The 17,075-nt window shown below is 43.6% G+C and carries 17 protein-coding genes; 12 read left to right on the top strand and 5 right to left on the bottom strand.

What is annotated here, in order from left to right:
* Nucleotides 1-152: 152 nt before the first annotated feature.
* Nucleotides 153-839 carry a ribose-5-phosphate isomerase RpiA gene (gene rpiA / locus M3M36_RS03535; protein WP_252773263.1) on the bottom strand — a complete coding sequence of 229 codons (687 nt, stop codon included), beginning with the start codon at nt 837-839 and terminating at the stop codon, nt 153-155.
* 582 nt (nt 840-1,421) lie between these two features.
* Between rpiA and M3M36_RS07025 the strand changes: the two genes are divergently transcribed.
* The 6 genes from M3M36_RS07025 to lepB all read left to right on the top strand — a co-directional run bounded on the left by M3M36_RS07025 (nt 1,422) and on the right by lepB (nt 6,605).
* Nucleotides 1,422-1,718: a KxYKxGKxW signal peptide domain-containing protein gene (locus M3M36_RS07025; protein ID WP_256470310.1), complete on the top strand. Its 297-nt coding sequence runs from the start codon at nt 1,422-1,424 to the stop codon at nt 1,716-1,718.
* A gap of 45 nt (nt 1,719-1,763) precedes the next feature.
* Nucleotides 1,764-3,140, top strand: a complete 1,377-nt coding sequence (locus M3M36_RS03525; RefSeq protein WP_338029139.1) for a BspA family leucine-rich repeat surface protein — start codon at nt 1,764-1,766, stop codon at nt 3,138-3,140.
* Between the two features lie 871 nt (nt 3,141-4,011).
* Complete coding sequence (locus M3M36_RS03520; protein ID WP_252773261.1) at nt 4,012-4,527, top strand: hypothetical protein; 516 nt, start codon at nt 4,012-4,014, stop codon at nt 4,525-4,527.
* A gap of 118 nt (nt 4,528-4,645) precedes the next feature.
* On the top strand, nt 4,646-5,581 hold the full coding sequence (locus tag M3M36_RS03515) for a ribokinase (protein WP_252773260.1): 936 nt from the start codon (nt 4,646-4,648) through the stop codon (nt 5,579-5,581).
* Nucleotides 5,582-5,612: 31 nt separating this feature from the next.
* Nucleotides 5,613-5,927 carry a hypothetical protein gene (locus M3M36_RS03510; RefSeq protein WP_252773259.1) on the top strand — a complete coding sequence of 105 codons (315 nt, stop codon included), beginning with the start codon at nt 5,613-5,615 and terminating at the stop codon, nt 5,925-5,927.
* Nucleotides 5,928-5,975: 48 nt separating this feature from the next.
* The gene (lepB, locus tag M3M36_RS03505; RefSeq protein WP_252773258.1) at nt 5,976-6,605 is read left to right on the top strand and encodes a signal peptidase I; all 630 of its coding nucleotides are present in this window, start codon (nt 5,976-5,978) and stop codon (nt 6,603-6,605) included.
* Between the two features lie 253 nt (nt 6,606-6,858).
* Here lepB and M3M36_RS03500 read toward each other — a convergent pair whose 3' ends face one another.
* Nucleotides 6,859-8,517 carry an alpha-keto acid decarboxylase family protein gene (locus tag M3M36_RS03500; RefSeq protein ID WP_252773257.1) on the bottom strand — a complete coding sequence of 553 codons (1,659 nt, stop codon included), beginning with the start codon at nt 8,515-8,517 and terminating at the stop codon, nt 6,859-6,861.
* Between the two features lie 106 nt (nt 8,518-8,623).
* Here M3M36_RS03500 and M3M36_RS03495 point away from each other — a divergent pair, with 106 nt between their 5' ends.
* Complete coding sequence (locus M3M36_RS03495) at nt 8,624-9,034, top strand: MarR family transcriptional regulator (RefSeq protein ID WP_252773256.1); 411 nt, start codon at nt 8,624-8,626, stop codon at nt 9,032-9,034.
* A gap of 356 nt (nt 9,035-9,390) precedes the next feature.
* Here M3M36_RS03495 and M3M36_RS03490 read toward each other — a convergent pair whose 3' ends face one another.
* On the bottom strand, nt 9,391-9,891 hold the full coding sequence (locus M3M36_RS03490) for a hypothetical protein (RefSeq protein WP_252773255.1): 501 nt from the start codon (nt 9,889-9,891) through the stop codon (nt 9,391-9,393).
* Nucleotides 9,892-10,141: 250 nt separating this feature from the next.
* A complete protein-coding gene (locus M3M36_RS03485) occupies nt 10,142-10,690 on the bottom strand; it encodes a YbhB/YbcL family Raf kinase inhibitor-like protein (RefSeq protein WP_252773254.1) in 549 nt (182 codons plus the stop codon).
* A gap of 98 nt (nt 10,691-10,788) precedes the next feature.
* Here M3M36_RS03485 and M3M36_RS03480 point away from each other — a divergent pair, with 98 nt between their 5' ends.
* The 3 genes from M3M36_RS03480 to M3M36_RS03470 all read left to right on the top strand — a co-directional run bounded on the left by M3M36_RS03480 (nt 10,789) and on the right by M3M36_RS03470 (nt 12,473).
* Nucleotides 10,789-11,283 carry a DUF1440 domain-containing protein gene (locus tag M3M36_RS03480; RefSeq protein WP_252773253.1) on the top strand — a complete coding sequence of 165 codons (495 nt, stop codon included), beginning with the start codon at nt 10,789-10,791 and terminating at the stop codon, nt 11,281-11,283.
* Nucleotides 11,284-11,473: 190 nt separating this feature from the next.
* Entirely contained in the window at nt 11,474-11,776 is a 303-nt protein-coding gene (locus tag M3M36_RS03475; protein ID WP_252773252.1) for a helix-turn-helix transcriptional regulator, read from the top strand.
* Between the two features lie 16 nt (nt 11,777-11,792).
* A complete protein-coding gene (locus M3M36_RS03470; protein ID WP_252773251.1) occupies nt 11,793-12,473 on the top strand; it encodes an HD domain-containing protein in 681 nt (226 codons plus the stop codon).
* A gap of 109 nt (nt 12,474-12,582) precedes the next feature.
* Here the strand turns inward: M3M36_RS03470 and zwf are convergent, their stop codons facing one another.
* Nucleotides 12,583-14,043, bottom strand: coding sequence for a glucose-6-phosphate dehydrogenase (zwf, locus tag M3M36_RS03465; RefSeq protein ID WP_252773250.1), 1,461 nt, complete (start codon nt 14,041-14,043; stop codon nt 12,583-12,585).
* Nucleotides 14,044-14,277: 234 nt separating this feature from the next.
* Here zwf and M3M36_RS03460 point away from each other — a divergent pair, with 234 nt between their 5' ends.
* Nucleotides 14,278-15,504 (top strand): MFS transporter, encoded by a 1,227-nt coding sequence (locus M3M36_RS03460; protein ID WP_252773249.1) that lies wholly within the window; start codon nt 14,278-14,280, stop codon nt 15,502-15,504.
* Nucleotides 15,505-15,510: 6 nt separating this feature from the next.
* Nucleotides 15,511-16,884 carry a Na+/H+ antiporter NhaC family protein gene (locus tag M3M36_RS03455; protein WP_252773248.1) on the top strand — a complete coding sequence of 458 codons (1,374 nt, stop codon included), beginning with the start codon at nt 15,511-15,513 and terminating at the stop codon, nt 16,882-16,884.
* Nucleotides 16,885-17,075: the final 191 nt, after the last annotated feature.

Raw genomic sequence — 17,075 nt, 5'->3', positions numbered from 1 at the left:
TCATGAGCTTTTAAAAAAGAGTCAATATAAATTATATGATAGGCCTTTTAAATCAGCATTTCAAGGCGGTCTTCAGCGGTCTGTCAAGCTGCTTTTACCAACAAAAAGCGACAAAAAAGTCCGGCGAATTTGCCGGACTTTTTTGTTTGTAATTATGAATTGCTTAATTGATCTTTGTAAATTGCTTGACCCGTATTACCGACCAATAAGACATCACAAATATCGATAAAGAGACCGTGTTCAACAACACCGGTCAAACTCTTAAGGTCTTGGGCCAACTGGGGCAAATCCTCTTGACCAGTGATATCAACGTCGATGATGTAATTACCGGAATCGGTTGTCAGGTAATTGCCGTCCTCTTGTTGACGGTAAACAGGCTTTAAATCACGGGTTTTAAGATAATTAAACACATGGTGGACACCAAACTTCACCACTTCCACAGGAAGACGGTAAGAGCCTAAGCGTTGATGCTGCTTGGAAGAGTCCACAACCCAGATATTCTTGGTTGAATTCGTGGCCACAATCTTTTCAAAAAGAAGGGCGGCACCACCACCCTTAATGCCGTTCAGGTTCCCATCGACTTCATCAGCCCCGTCGACGGTCACGTCGATACGGTCGACGGCGTCGATATCAACAACCTTTAAACCAAAACCAAGGGCAAGTTGAGAAGTTTGGACGGATGTGGCTACGCAGGTAATGTCCATCTGTTCTTCATGGGCTTTTTTGGCCAATAAATCAATAAAGATTGAGGCCGTTGATCCCGAACCCAGGCCAACAATCGCCTGGTTGGGAATCAACTCGACGGCCATTTGGGCCGCTTTTACTTTGTCATCATTCACGTTCGATCCTCCAACAACCGGCAAGGAATATTTATCATTCTTATTATAGCAGAAATGCCCCTTAAACCAATTGTGACTTTCAGTCAATCTAGGCTGAGTTTTTGAGGCCCAGTTTGTGGGCACAACAAAATTTATTTAATACGGTTGTAACAAGTTGAAGTTTACTTATTTTCTGATTAATTAACCGATTCCTCCCTTAGATAAATATTTTTAAGTCAAGAGTTGGGGGATATTAGCAGTAGGGTATTCTGAAAGAACGGCCTGATTGATCTAGAAGTAAGGATCAAAAGATGGACCTGAAATTCTTCAGCAAAAAATTGGTAGAATATCCAATTTGTCTAAGGCGACAATGGGTGATTTAAATTTCGTAAAATAGCCTTATTTAAAATGTAATTTTTTTGACACAAAAAAACATTGTGGTTAAATGAACCCGTATGCTTTGTCTATGATTAGATTCAAGACATCTATCGACTTTAGACAATGAAACCTTAGTGTTGAAAATCGGAATTGAATTATCAAGTTAATTTTCAGGACAAAATATGAGCGAAGTTACTTACGAAAGTGTTTTTGGGGGACGTTTTTATGGATGACAGTAAACGGTATAAATTATATAAGTCAAATAAAGTATGGATGACTGGATTAGCCGGATTAGTCGGGCTAACTTTAGCTGGTTTTACGCAATCCTATTCAGTATCTGCCGATAATAACGCTAGTGTTAACACGACAACAGCAGCCGTTAATGGATCGGCAGATCAAAATAATGATGGGCTATCAGATCGTTCTGGTGCTGATCAGAGTGACCTACAAACGGGTAAGTGGGGCACGGCTGATTACTCGTATAATCCAGATAGTAAAGTATTAACTGTCTCTAATGGGTAACTTCCATCGGCTCAAGATAGCACTGCAAATCAATTAAGCAATGATATTAAAAATAATATTCAAACGATTACCTTTGGAGATAATGTCTCAGCACCAGAAGATAGTTCGAATCTTTTTAAAAACTTTGCTAATTTAAATGAAGTTAATGGTAATTTAGATACATCAAAAGTCACCAACATGTCGTATATGTTTTATGGAACCACTGTTGCGAATGTCGATGGTTTGCAGAACTGGGATACATCAAAAGTCGCCAACATGTCTGAGATGTTTAGTAAAAACAAAAATTTAAAGAATGTTGATGGTTTGCAGAACTGGAATACAAGCAATGTGACGGACATGTCGCTTATGTTTATTAATGATAATGGTTTAGCGAATGTTGATGGTTTGAAGAGTTGGGACACAGGCAACGTGATAGACATGTCGGATATGTTTGCTGGAAACGCCAGTCTAGTAAATCTCAACGGTTTGCAGAACTGGAATACATCAAAAGTTACCAACATGTCTGAAATGTTTTTTGGAACCAATAGTTTAGCGGATATTAATGGCTTGCAGAATTGGGATACATCAAAGGTCGCCAACATGTCTAATATGTTTTTTGCGGCCAGTAGTTTAGCGAATGTTGATGGTTTGCAGGATTGGAAAACATCAACAGTCACAGATATGTCAGATATGTTTGCGAATGACGCCAATTTAGAGAATGTCGATGGTTTGCAGAACTGGGATACGTCAAAGGTCACGGACATGTCAGGTATGTTCATGAATAACGCCAGTTTAATGAATGCCAATATGAGAAATTGGGATACATCAGAAGTCACCAACATGGAAAGTATGTTTTCTGGAGATTCTCAGCTTTCTAAAATCATTTTAGGATCGAAAGTTAAAAGCATAGCAGGTGTTGGTTTGGACCAAGCGGGCCAGTGGGTTCGAACAGATCCAAGTGAACCAAGTGTTGTGTATAACAGTAGTCAAGACTTTATGAACCGCTATAACGGTGAAAATCCAGGTGTCTACGAATTGAAAGAAAATGTCAATCCACAGCCTAACCAAGATTCAACTAATGGTGGAACAACCGACAAAAGTGGCACCACCAATAATGGCGGTAACACGACTAACAACAGCAGCACAACCACCAACGGCGGCACCGCCAATAATACGGGTACTACAAATAACGCTACCACCAACAGCAGTGCAATCAATAATGGTGGTAACGCGACCAACAATGGCGACACTACAAATAGCGGCACAGCCAACAATAGTGGTACCACCAACAAAGGCACAACCAGTAATAGCGCTAATTCATCATTACCGAACACTGCTACAAAGCAGATTGCAGGAAAGAATAATATTTTGTTAGGATTAGCAGCATTGCTTTTTTATGCAATCGCGACTGTCTTTACTGCTATGAAGAAAAAGAAGAACTAAAAGGCATTTAGTTTAGTGACATAACAGTATATTTCCTGAAAAGAGCTAAAAAAACCGGTTTCTGGAGTTTCAGGGCCGTTTTTTTGATGAGATGAACACTGACGCCATTTGTTCTAAACTTTGAGTTTACTGCCAATCAGGTCAATCGAAAAACAGTCTATTTTTGTTTAGAAATGGTGCATTTTGTTGACGAGGAAAAGTAAGATACAATATTGACGTTGAAATCAGAAAATAGGAGAAGGATCGATGAAAAAAATTTATCGGGTCAATCTATATGAATAATTTATTTGGGGCACTCGTCTATTTTGTGATTCTTCATTTTGTGTTCCATACGAATTCGCTCTTACAAGATTTACTATCAACACTTGTCTTTTATATTGTGATGACAGCTTATTTTATCGTTAGTAAAAGGTTTAAAAAATGAGCGCAGCAAGACTCTCAGCAAGGTTAATTTCACAAAGGAGAATAGCTTTTTGAGAGCCAAACCAATTGTTTCGGTCTAAATTGAGTAAAAAAAATTTTTAAGAAAAAGCAGGCCCCAATCACAGGGTCCTGCTTTTTTAATTTTCGTTAATCGCCATTATGTTCGATCGACTTTTCTTAGCCGCAATGGCCATGATTAGAATGTCGCTTGAAAATTTTATTTCTGGTCTTGTCCAATTAATTGCTGGGGCTGAGGGGCTGGGCCCAAAACGGGATTAGCGAGGGTTGTTTTAAGGGCTGGCTAAAGCGATTGTTTTGACCATTTTGCACAACGTCTCGAGCAGCTTTGGCTAATTCTGGCGTTGATTACGAATTATCTGCAACCTATAATAGAAGAATCGAGATGAGAGTGGGCCAAGATCAACTTGGCCGATTTAAGGGGAAATCAGTGAGTAAAAAAGCAAAAATTATTTACCTAGTTTTAGCCATCGTAGCGGTGGTTGAGATTATTGCCTTGGCAGTCTTGCCCCATGTCTTTGGCAACAACCAGGAGAAGCAACCGAGCGTAAAACTCAGTCAAAGCCAGGCAAAAACGGCGGGAACGAAGGCGGATGACTTGATGAAGAACCTTTATCAGTGGTCAAATGATCAAGAGTACGCCAATAACAAGCAGAAGATTATTCAAAATGATGTGACCAACGCTGAAGTGATTAATCAGGTAATGCCAGATGACGACAGCCAAAGCCAAATCAATTCGACGAAACTCCAGTCAACCTATGAGGGCTCGCAAGCCTTTCAAAAGGGCAAGACGGCCGGTGACATGACCATTGAGGTCAAAAGTACCGTGACGAAGTCCGGTTCAAGTACGAAGAGTACGATTGTTGATGGCTATCAAGCGCACTATGATCCAAAATCAGAACGGTTTACGAAACTGATTTATCAGGGGCAACAAAAGACGACTTAATTGACGGACACACCTTTTGGTCTGGAAAAGTCTGCCATGCAGGCAGAAAAATGGTCGCTTTTCTTGTAAAATAGTAGAAGGAAAGTGAAGTAACTGACGGCTGCGAAAGGATTTCGTCATGGTCAAGAAGACAACAATTATCGGTTCAACTAATTTGGATAAAGTTACCCGGGTGCCCCGGTTAGCCAATAGCGGGGAAACACTCGCAACGCCCCAGCACCAAGAAGAGGTCATGGGTGGCAAGGGCCTCAACCAGGCGGTTGCTGTTGCCCGCGCTGGTGGCCAAGCCAACTTTATTACCAAGGTTGGTGCCGGCTTTGATTTAGCTGGCAGAGTCCACGAGGAGGGGCTGAACCTTGACTATGTTTTGCAATCGCAGGATGCCGAAACGGGTCAGGCTTACATCACGGTTTCCAAGGCCACTGGTGATAATATTATTTATGTTTATGAAGGCGCTAACGGTCAACTTTTAGCAAAAGACGTTTGGGACCAAAGGGCTGCCTTTGAGGATGCCGCCTTTTGCTTGGCACAGCTGGAAATCCCATTGGAAACGGTTTTTTCAGCCTTTAAAGATGCCCACGAGGCCGGGGCTGTGACGGTTTTGAACCCGGCACCGGTACCAGACCAAGAAAATTTTCCAAAAGAATTACTGGCGGAAAGTGACTTGGTTATTCCAAATGAGCATGAGGCGGAATTGCTAACTAATATTCCGGTGACGGACCGCGAGTCTTTGATTCGGAATGCTGATTTCTTCTTCAAGGCGGGTGTTAAGCACGTTTTGATTACTCTTGGAGACAAGGGTGCTTTTTATAAATCAGCTGATGGCAAAGAAGTCATGGTTAATGCCATTAAGACGACTGCCATCGACACTACCGCAGCCGGGGACACCTTTATTGGGGCCTTATTATCACGTTTGATGCCATCTTTTGCCAATATCGAAGGTGCAATCAAGTACGGGGTTGCAGCGGCATCTTTGACGGTTGCTCAGCCGGGGGCCCTGCCATCGATTCCGTTTGAGGATGCCATTTTGGCCCAATTACCAAAGACTAAGTAATAAGATAACAGAAGAAAGGAGGCCCTGAGCGTTGAAAATTGCTGAGATGAACTTAGCCAGAAGGGATTACTGGGTGTCGGTCCAAGAAAAGGTTGAACAAGGAGGTGCAGTTGCTCAACCGGCCGGATTGGATTACCGTGTCCTGGCTTTTTCTTTTGAAAACAACTTGATTATTGACTGGCAGAAGGCATTTCCTGGTCCTAATCCGACGGATATCGTTCCTGATTTGTACATGGATTCGGGCATAAAAGACCTGCATTTGGCGCATGGTATCTATCATTTTGATACAAAAGGGCGGACAAGTGATAGAATCTATCATATAACGATTAATACAGTGCGCTCCTGATTTTTAGTTCGGGGCTGCATCATAGTAAAATCAATTAAGGAAATGAATATGAAAAAATTTTTGAGCTTTCTTTGGAATTGGATTGCTCCAATTGCTTTTGGTATTGCAGTTTACTTGGCTGTGACAACGTTTTTGGTCAACGTTGTGACCATCAATGGTGATTCGATGGCGCCAAACTTGTTAGACGAGCAAAAGGTTTTGGTGACTAAGACCCATGAAGCCAAGCGTGGGGATGTCATTGTCTTTGATGCCCGCAAGGAAGATCCGCGAATCCAGGCCGGTAATAAGGACTACGTTAAGCGTGTGATTGGTTTGCCTGGTGACACAGTCGAATACCGCGATGGCGACTTGTACGTCAACAATAAAAAGGTCAACGAGTCCTTTATCTCGTCCGATGAACAGCAGAGTGGAACCGAAGCTAGCTTCGGTTCGACATGGTCGTTGGGTACGCTTTCTTCAACGGGAATGTGGAAGCAATCAGACCAGGGAAAGACAGTCGTTCCCAAGGGGGCTTACTTTGTTCTTGGTGATCATCGTTCTGTTTCCAACGATAGTCGTTACTTTGGCTTTGTTTCCAAGGAACACGTTGTTGGTCGGGTGATCGTGCCGTTCTGGTATAGTGATACCGTCAAGAAGAATGTTGAAAAAGAACGGGACCACTTCTTTGCCACTAATTAAAAAATAATCAGCCGTTTGGCAGGAAGAGACGAACAACGCCGCAATTGGAACCAATCAATTTCGGGGCTGCGAGTCAGGAAAACCTGCTGGACGGTTTTTTTGTGCCCGCATTGCTGCTTCAGTGCTGGCGACTGGCTCAAATTTGGGATGCCCGTACCTCTAACACTCAAAAGCACCCCCTTTGCCAAGGCGAAGGGGGTGCTGATTTTATATAAGCTGTAAGCAGAAAAGGAAATGGTGAGGAGAATAAAGATTAATGGTTTTGGGCTTCGAAGCGGATACCAGTTTCAATCAACTGAGCAGGTGCATCCTTCATACCCATGTTGGCTTGAACGATGACCATCTTGTCAGTTTCTTTGTCGGCCTTCTTCATGGCAGCAATCAATTCTTCTTCAGTTGAAACTTCGATGAAGTCGTATTGGTCGTCGCTGGCACCAAAAGCAGGAGCAATCAAGTCATAACGGTACTTTGGTACATCGTTATAAGGTTCATCCATACCGTGGATAACACGTTCAACCGTGTAGCCGGTGTTTTCAATGATGAACAAAACAGGGTTCAAGCGTTCCTTCAAAGCCAAACCAAAGTCTTGGATAGTCAATTGCAGTGAACCTTCACCGGTAGTCAAAACGGCCCGGCGGTCAGGGTTGGCCAATTGAGCACCAATTGCGGCAGGGAAGGCGTAACCAATTGAGCCCCACAATGGTTGACCGAAGAACTTAGCACCGCTGGCCAAGTTTTGGCTTGCCAAACCGAAGAAAGAGGTTCCTTGTTCAGCAATCAAAGTCTTGTTGCCAGTGATGAAGTCTTGCAAGGCCCGGTCATAGAAGGCTTGAGTCAAAGGTCGGTCGCTAGCTTGCAAGGCAGCAGTTTCTGCTGGCTTTTGTACGGCAGGCAAGGACAAGTTCAAATCAGTTGTGGCCAAGCCTTGGATAGTGGCAACAAAGTCAAAGTCTCCTGGCAAAGATTGACCAAAGATTGTGCCACGGCGTGTTGAGAGCGTGATTGTTTGGCTCTCATCGAATTCCTGCGTGAAGCCACCAGTAACAGAGTCGGTCAACTTAGCACCTAGGACAAAGACAACATCTGCATCGGCAACGAAATGGTTAATCGATTCGTCAGAAATTGTTCCGTTATAAGTACCAACGAAGTTGGCAAAGCTTTCATCAACGGCTGCCTTACCAAAGCCAAGATCAACAACGGGGATGTTGTTCTTCAATGAGAAGTCTTGAACAGCTTGGCCCAAGTTAAAGCGATCGATTTCGTGTCCAACAACAATCACAGGGTGACTAGCCTTGGCTGCGGCCTGCTTGATTGCTACGATTGAAGCAGGAGCTTCTTGCTTTGTGGTGGTGAACAAGGCGCTAATACCTTCCTTCAAGGCAGGGTTAATAGGAGCGTTGACCAGGTCACTTGGCAAAACAAGGTAAGCAGGCTTCTTTTCATTAGCAATGTAAGTCAACGTTTCGTTGATTTGGTCAATGGCATTGTCTTCATCCAAGACGGTTGTCTTGATACCCAATGTTTCGTGAGCCTTGATGAAGCGGTCGAAGTCGCTGTCACCAAAGGTGTGATGAACTAATTTACCAGCGCGTTGTACGCCGTTTGTTGGAGCACCAACAATTTCCAAAACAGGAACGTGTTCAGCGATGCTTCCGGACAAACCGTTGATGGCGCTTAATTCACCAACACCGAAGGTTGTCACAAAGGTCGCAAAACCTTTTTCGCGAGCATAGCCGTCAGCCATGTAAGAGGCATTCAATTCGTTGGCATTGCCGACCCATTTCATATCGTTACGATGGGTGATATAGTCCAGGAATTGGAGGTTGTAATCACCGGGGACACCGAGAATCTCGTCGCCACCCATGGTTTTGATTACATCCAAGAGATAATCTGATATAGTATATTCAGTCATAAAAGTTCTTCCTTTCTTTTAGGTCAATTAAGTTTACCTATAACAAGAACTATAGACCCTGTTTTTAATTATGTCAACATAATTGACCTAAAAAGGAGGGTTTCCTTTGGAAATCGATCAAAAATTACCAACAATTTTCTTTGCTTATCAGGAATTTGCTTCACTGGTTGACCTTTCGCAATACGATTTAACCAAGAACCAACACCGGATGCTCTTTATTATTTCTTCATTAGAGGACGTGAGTATCAAGAAAATTTTGGTCCTGATTGGCATCTCTAAACAGGCGGCTAATGTCGCCATTCGCGATCTAATGGATAAAGGCCTGGTGACGGAACACCGGTCGACGGTGGATAAGCGCGTCAAATATTTGCAGTTAACCCCAGAAGGGCTCGCCCTTAATGATCAAATCAACCTGGAGCAAAAACGTCTTTTGGACCGCTATTTTGATGAAGCCGACGGCGACTGGGAAACGGCGATGACAAAGTTGGCGCAAAAATACCTTGACCGGGTTGAATAAGGTACAGCCAATTGGAATTTTTATTTTTTAATTGGAACGTGCCTTGCAAGTTCAAGCAAAATGATTTGTATTTTTTTTTTGAATGACTGTCTTTGACAATTTTTTGTTGTTTTGCTTAATCTTATTCATTCACAGTAATAGGGGTGAATCAATTATCTGTTCGATACCTGTGGCATGCTATTGTGCTTAATTTTAGTCAGCGCTTGCTAGTGCTAGTATTTTTCGGAAAAGTTTGAGAAACGCCAGTTTCACGCATTAAAAAGTAGATTTACCAGCATAATGCAAAAAAAATAACTACCAAGCAAAAAGGCCAGTTGCCGATAAATGTCGGTAACTGGCCTTTGCGGTCTAGATTTTCACTTGCTTTTGTCTTTTTTATTACGAGACCACCAGTGCTTTTTTTGCTCGTCTTCCATTTCAATTCGTTGAACACGAGAGGTAACCTTGTCTAACTGTGATAAGGTCGCCATTTGAAGATGCTGCTGCTGGTCAACGGTTGTTTGCGTTTTTTCCAGATTTTGTTCGGCTTTTTCCAAGGTCGATTTTAAAGTATCGATGTGTTGTTTGCGATCATCGAGTTGTTGGTCCTTATAGCCAAGCTGGGATTCCAACATTTCCAGACGCATTTTTAAGATTTCAATTTCAGCCTCGCTATCGATGCTTAAATCAGCAAGAGCGGACTGTTTGGCGGGCTTTAACGCCGTTAATTCTTCTTCGGTATACGTGCCGTTTAAATCAATCCCGCGCATCTTAGCTCGTTGAAAGAGCGTTTCACGCTCGATGCCTAAGAATAGTGTTAGTTCGGCAGTCGAGGAGAAAGTATAGTAATCTTTCATATTTTCGCGTTTAATTTTCAACAGACAATCCTCCGTTTGTATCTTAAATACCAGGATATAGAACTTGTTTTCGGGTTGTCAAAAAAGCAGTAGTTGACTGACAGCTTTTATGAAAAAATTTACCGAGAATTCCTGAAAAAATCAGGCTTTGCAAGTGCCATCCAAGGGTTAAGTATACCAAAGAAAAAAATGACCAGGGCAAGTTTAAGCATTTCTTAGACAAAAAATGTGAAATTTAAACTTTTAAAAAGTATTTTGCTGGTGAAAACCACTAAGCTTTGGCTAAGATATCAACGCTGGCCTTGGCTAAAATGATCGCTGGGTTGTCTTGGTCGAGATGGTGGAGTTCGTTTAAGAAAAAGCCGGGTTTGACAGATAATTTATCTTTGCAAGCAATAACCATCAAAGTATACCGATGGTCATGGTCTGGTGGTACAGGACCGATATAAGTCTGCTTGAGTTTGGGATCTGTTTCTTGAATATAGCGAGAATAAGAGGAATTTTCCCCTTGAACGAAGCCACTATTAACAATGTCCGTTGCTTGATTAGCAGCCAGTTGAGCTAAATTGGCTGGCACAGAGGCCGGATCCTGTGTTACGGGGTAGTTAGCGGCTAGCCAATGAATCCAGGGGAAGCCCATCACGGGAATGGAGTCAAAATCAATGAAGGCCCACGCTAGGTACTTGGTACCAGAGGGGAGGTCTTTTACCTCAAAAGGAAATGATTGAATCGGGTAGCGACCTGATTTTTCGTTCTCGGTGGCAAACTTGCTATAAGCGGCTGGTAAGTAGCCATCTTCGGTTGTCACTTGAATCTGCATAAGTGTGACTCCAATCGTCTTTTTCTGCATTATAACACTGCTTTTTCTAAGGTCAAAGTGTTATGATTAAAAAGAATTATTTGAGGAGAAACAGTTCTATGTTCAACATCATTTTTAACGCAGCCTGGGTTGGTGCCCTTGCTGGTTTGTTTGGCGGCATGGTCCGATTCGGTTGGACAAAAACCCTGCCTCCCCGCAATCAGCTGGCAACACAAAACGGTCCGATTACAACTTTCTTACAGCAACTTGGTTTAACCAAAAAGGAATCCCAAAAAAGCCTAACGGTTGCTTTTGACCAAAATGTTCCGGTCGTGGCTTTAAGTGTTTATTATGTTTATTCGATGCTGATGGCCATCTTTTTTGTTTTAGCCGCTAACTTTGATGGTCGCTTAACCTATGGTTTGGGCACGATGTTTGGTTTTGTTCTTTGGGTCGTAATTGATATTGTCTTCCTGCCAGCCATGAAGACTATTCCATTTTTCTGGCATCGTTCTGTTTACGAATTGACGGTTGAAATGGCCGGTTATTTAATCTTTGGCTGGGCCGTTTACCTGGTTGCCCTTGGCTTACCGGTCTCTGGTGTCTACTTATAAAAATGCATATGCTGAAAAAGTGCTCCGAATTGCTGAAAATCAGTACTCGGGGCTTTTTGATTTGAGATAGGGTGGCTCGCTGGTCGTGCAAAGCTTTGGTGCAAATTGACGCATTTTTGGTTACAATAGAGACAAGAATTTAGTATAGGGATTTTTTTGATTACGCTCTTCATTGATTGGAGGACGTAATATGGTCACAAATTTCAGCTGGGGACCGTTAAATGATTTGAAAAAGTTTTTACGAGACCTTTCTTTTCGCTATCGGCTCCAAAAGAAGATTGCGCATGCACTCAAAGTTGGGCACAAGGAAGCCCATTTGACACAGGTTCAGGTGGCAGATGCCTTGAATATTTGTCAGAGTGCAGTTTCTAAGTATGAGGCGGGAAAAATCAGTCCTGATTTGACCCTCTTACTGTCTTTTTGCTATCTCTACGGTTGGACATTTGAGGAGTTCTTACTCCGGTTAAATATTCGAACGAAGGAACGTTTTTGAATAGGAGGGATAGCTAGTGGTGATTGACTTAACAGCGATTCGAAACTTTGCAAGAGCAACATTGAAAAACGACACCTCGGGGCATGATTTTTTGCACGCTAAGCAAGTGGCTCGGTTAGCAGTTGCCCTTTATGAAGATGACCATGGTCAGGTCAGTGAACAAGACCAGGCAGTCCTAGAGGCCGGGGCCCTGCTTCACGATACGATTGATGATAAGGTGGTCGCTGACGTTGCTGCCCAGACAATTTTAGTTGAAACCTTACTTCGCCAGTCTGGGATTGCACCGATTGGCCAGGCGTTGGTTGCTGAAACGATTACCCATCTGTCTTATTCCGCCAACCTGCAAAAGCATTATGACCTTCCCTTATTAGGGCAGTATGTGCAGGATGCTGATCGTTTGGAAGCGTTGGGAGCCATCGGGATTGCTCGGACCTTTGCCTATGGTGGGCAAAAGGGTCACCCTCTGTATGATCCGGAGATTAAACCGGTCGCACTAAAAAATAAGGACCAGTACCGCCACCATCAAACAACTTCTGTTAATCACTTTTATGAAAAGTTATTGAAATTAGCCGACCAACTCAATACGCCGGCTGGACAAGCTGAGGGTCAACGACGGTCTGCTTTTATGGAAAACTTTTTGGCTGAATTTCAACGCGAAACAGAGGCGTTGGCAGATCCAGCCTTTCGGGTACAATAGTATCAATTATTTTTGGTATTGATGACTAACTGATTCAAAGGCAGTAGCGCTGCCTTTTTTTGTACAAAAAAAGTCCACTGATGAGTGGACTTTCTTAGTCTGAAAAAACTTATTTACCTTGGAAAACCCAGGCGTCGCCGTTCTTGGCCAAAAGGTCATCGGCAGCTTGTGGACCCATAGTATCCGATTCATAAATTTCAAGCGGTGCTTTGTCGGCAGCGTAGACAGCTGAAATGGCGTCAGTAAACTTCCAAGCAGTGGCAACACCATGCCAGTCTGCAAAGTTTGATCCGTTGCCGTCCATGGCATCGTGGAGCATCCGCTCGTATGGTGCTGGCGTAACAGCTTTTTGTTCAGCTGTCGGTGCCCAGTTCAACTGGATCATTTGAGTGTTGAAGTTGTCGGAAACTTCCTTGGCGTTCAATGACCAAGTAATTTGTTCGTCTGGTGAAACCACGATTGAAAGCACAGTTTCTTGTGGTTCTTGGGCGGAGCCAAATGAGAAAGCACCAGCCTTGAAGACAACGTCAATCCGAGTCGTTTTCTTGGTCATGCGCTTTCCTGAACGGACATAGAATGGCACACCTTGCCAACGAGGAGTGTCGAAGTGCAATTCACCTGCGATATAAGTGTTTGTTTTTGAATCAGCTGGGACGTCTGGCTCTTGGTTGTAGGCGATATGACCAGCAGTCTTCCCGGCACCATATTGTCCACGAACGAAGTAACGGTTCACACCAGCTTCGTCATAAATTTCAAGGGCAGAGAAGGCGGCGTTCTTGGCGTCACGGATGGCAACGTCAGAGAAGTCCTTTGGTTCTTCCATGGCCAACCAACCGATGATTTGCATCGTGTGGTTTTGAATCATGTCCAAAAGAGCGCCAGCAGTGTCGTAGTAACCAGCTCGTTCTTCGACACCCAATGTTTCGGCCAAAGTAACTTGGACGTTTTTGATGTAATCCTTGTTCCAAGCATTGCTAATGAGCGGGTTACCAAAGCGCAATGGTGCGATGTTCAAGACCATTTCCTTACCCAGGAAGTGGTCGATGCGGTAAACCTGGTCTTCGCTGAAGGCTTCTGTTAATTCACTTTGGAGCTTCTCAGCGGTTGTATAAGAAGTCCCGAATGGCTTTTCAATCATAATCCGGTTGTAGCCCTTGTCGGCCAAGAGACCTTCTGACTTCAAGAACTTGGCAATTGTGCCAAAGAAGCGAGGAGCAACCGACATGTAGAAGATCCGGTTGCCGGCTATATCGAACTTTTCAGAGGCATTTTCGATTTCCTTTTTAAGGCCAACGTAGCCAGCGGGATCGGTCACGTCAGAGGCGCGGTAAGAAAAGTGGGCGATAAAATCAGCGACCTGCTTTTCGTCTTGACCAGCTGAAACGGATTCCTTCACCATGTCTTGGTACTGAGCATCCGTCAAATCCTGACGAGCGGTTCCAACAACCGCGAAATGTTCTGCCAAGTAGCCCTTTTTATATAAGTTAAAGACTGATGGGTAAAGCAAGCGCTTGGCCAAATCGCCAGTTGCGCCGAAGAAAGTTACTAAAGTATTAAGTTCTGCAACCATAAGAGTCCCCTTTATCTATTTTGCGTTCGTTATTATTATAACGGAAATGAGCAAAAAAATCACAAAAAGGTCAAAATTGAAAAAACTCTCACCCTTAGAGCCAAAAAGAAGTAAGCACTTACATTTATTTTTCTAAACAAAAAGTAAGCACTTACATTTTGTTGGTGAAAAAAGGTAAATAAACAAGCATAAAAGGACATTCATGTTATACTAACGTAATAATAAGGAGGGAATATGCAAGTCATTCAAAGCAAAAAATTATCAGAACGCTGGCTCTTAACGGCTAACTTGTTCGCCAACACTGGTAATGCCATGATTTGGCCCGTCACAACCCTCCACATGACCGTTTCTTTGGGACAGGACTTGACGATGTCGGGTGTTGTTATTTTGTTCTCGTCCCTGATGAATATTTTGGGCGCCTACATTGCCGGTAAGCTTTTTGACCGCTGGCGACCTTACCCAACGCTGATTGGGGCAAGTTTAATTGCCTTTTTCTCACTGGTCACACTATTTTTCTATAATGGTTGGCCGGTCTTTGCCTTTTTGATGATGACGGCCTCTTTTGGGATTGGTTCGGTTAACACATTGCTGAACGCTTATGCAACGACTGTAACCAGCAAGAATACACGAATTATATTTAATAATATGTACATCGTGCTCAATGTTGGGGTGGTGATTGGAACCTTAGCTGTCGGCTATCTTTTTGATTATGGATTCCAGTGGTTGATGCTCTTGGCTGCAACACTCTTTTTAATTTTGACTGGAATTGCGATTGGCATTTTTAATGTTAATACAGACATTGCGCCGGTTTTGGATGATGATTCAGTTGAAACAATCAATTCTGCCGGTCATGCCGATTCAATCATGACACACGAGCAGGAATCGGTTAAGGAGCCCGCCAAGTTTGAGATGTCACCATTACTCTGGTTTTTGGCAGCTTTCCTCTTTGTCATTTATCTTTCTTATATGTTGTGGGAGACCGTTATGGCCCCACATCTGCGCTCGATTGGCATTTCAACCCGTCATTATGCAGACCTCTGGGTTTTAAATGGCTTGACAATTATCCTTTTTCAAAAGATAATTTCAACTTGGGCCAATAAGCATCCATATCGTCTCTCGGTGATTACGGGTGGCTTTGTCTTTGCCTCATCATTTATTTTAATGCTCTTTGTGAACCAATTCTGGCAAATTGTTTTAGTTTTTGAACTACTGACTTTGGGTGAGATGTTAGCTTCACCACAGGTACCAGCCTGGGTGGCCCAGTTAACGCCGAAGGAAGTTTCTGGTCAAGCGCAAGGTTTTGTCAGCATTATGATTTCACTTGGACGGATGGTTGGGCCTCTGTACGGAGGGATTATGTTGGACCACGGCTGGTTTAACCCGCTGTTCTTCTCCGTTTTTATCGCCATGATTGTGGCAAATGTGGGCCTATTGGTTGTGGCCCGAAAAAAGAAGGAATAGTTTTTTATGCAACGTGAAGTAAATCGTAAATTGGCAGTTGCCCTTCTGGCTGGTGTCATTTTTATTTTGGCCGGCGGTATTATTGGCCTGGGCCTTGCACCAATTGCACCCTTGTTGGTGGCCATTGCTTGGATTATCTTAGTCATGCGCTTAGCGGGTGTCACTTTTCAAGACGCACAGGCGGCCCTGATTAAGGGGATTGAAGCCGGGATTGCGCCCTTGTTCTTATTCTTACTCATTGGCTCAATGATTGCCCTTTGGTTAGGGACGGGCGTGATTCCAACCATGATTTGGTTGGGCTTTAAGCTGATTAACCCAGCCTGGTTCTTGCCAACTGCCCTGTTAACATCCGCCTTAGTCGGAACAATGATTGGTTCTGCCTTTACAACGATGTCAACAGTTGGGGTAGCTTTGATGGGGGTTGGAACAACCCTAGGCTTTAACCCGGCCTTAGTAGCTGGGATGATTATTTCGGGCGCTATCTTCGGTGATAAGAGCTCACCGTTAGCTGATTCGACTAACTTGGCGGCGGCCGTTTCTGGTACTGATCTTTTTGCCCACTTGAAAAACCTGATGTGGACAACTCTGCCGGCAATGGCTGTGACGCTGATTTTAGCATTCGTCTTTGGTTTTTCCGCCCACCATACAGGTGGGGTTAGTGTCAAGACGGCAGCGGTCACGCAGTTGATCCAGCCAACCTGGTGGACAATTGTGCCGATTGCCTTGATTTTAATTTCGGCCTTGGCTAAAATTCCGGCCATTCCATCACTATTGCTGAACGTTGTGGTTAATACGGTTTATTACCTGTTGTCTGGGCATTCTTTGAAAACCTGGGCAAACTTGGTTGTCAACGGTTATAAAACACCGTCAACAAATGCAACTTTGGTGGCCTTGTTGGACCGTGGTGGAATGACGGCAATGATGGAAACTATCATGCTAATCATGCTGGCCTTGGCTCTGGGCGGCCTCCTATCAAACCTTGGTATTTTGCGGGCAGTGATGAACCCCATTGTTTCGTACCTTAAGAGTCAGAAGTCAATCGTCTTTGCCACCTTGTTGACAGGGATTGCTACGAACTTCTTAGTAGGTGAACAATATCTTTCAGTAATGTTGCCTGGACAAATTTTTAAGGAAGATTACAAGCGCTTTGGTTTGTCACCCTTGGCCTTGTCACGGGCAATGGAAGATTCGGGGGCGATTGCAAATTATCTGGTTCCGTGGGGCGTTGCTGGGGCCTTTGCGAGCCAGACGCTGCATGTGCCAGTTCTGTCCTTCGTGCCCTTTACTTTCTTAGCCCTCTTCTCGCCAGTCTTTTCACTACTTTCAGCACTGACCGGTATTGGATTACGTCAGGCTTCCCAAGATGAAGTGGCCAAATAATGAATTAAATTGAAAACAATTAGGAGTCGGTCAGAAATGGCCGACTCCTTTCGTCTAATTAGTTAACGGTGGAAGAAGATGTGTACTTGCAAAAGAGCGTTTGATTTAGTATAGTAAATGGATGTGAGTGCAAAGAATGCACGCACTCCTTGCAGCCACTTGGCTGCCAGAGACCAAAAGGAGGAAAAATA

Origin of the sequence: Fructobacillus americanaquae (assembly GCF_024029775.1) — a bacterium.
GTDB lineage: Bacteria > Bacillota > Bacilli > Lactobacillales > Lactobacillaceae > Fructobacillus > Fructobacillus americanaquae.
This window is presented reverse-complemented; position numbering and strand designations above follow the sequence as displayed.

Coding starts and splice junctions, on each gene's coding strand:
- lepB (WP_252773258.1), top strand. CDS start 5,976: ATGAAAAAATTTTTGAGCTTTCTTTGGAATTGGATTGCTCCAATTGCT.
- M3M36_RS03460 (WP_252773249.1), top strand. CDS start 14,278: ATGCAAGTCATTCAAAGCAAAAAATTATCAGAACGCTGGCTCTTAACG.
- M3M36_RS03480 (WP_252773253.1), top strand. CDS start 10,789: ATGTTCAACATCATTTTTAACGCAGCCTGGGTTGGTGCCCTTGCTGGT.
- zwf (WP_252773250.1), bottom strand. CDS start 14,043: ATGGTTGCAGAACTTAATACTTTAGTAACTTTCTTCGGCGCAACTGGC.
- M3M36_RS03455 (WP_252773248.1), top strand. CDS start 15,511: ATGCAACGTGAAGTAAATCGTAAATTGGCAGTTGCCCTTCTGGCTGGT.
- M3M36_RS03500 (WP_252773257.1), bottom strand. CDS start 8,517: ATGACTGAATATACTATATCAGATTATCTCTTGGATGTAATCAAAACC.
- M3M36_RS03475 (WP_252773252.1), top strand. CDS start 11,474: ATGGTCACAAATTTCAGCTGGGGACCGTTAAATGATTTGAAAAAGTTT.
- M3M36_RS03485 (WP_252773254.1), bottom strand. CDS start 10,690: ATGCAGATTCAAGTGACAACCGAAGATGGCTACTTACCAGCCGCTTAT.
- M3M36_RS07025 (WP_256470310.1), top strand. CDS start 1,422: ATGGATGACAGTAAACGGTATAAATTATATAAGTCAAATAAAGTATGG.
- M3M36_RS03515 (WP_252773260.1), top strand. CDS start 4,646: ATGGTCAAGAAGACAACAATTATCGGTTCAACTAATTTGGATAAAGTT.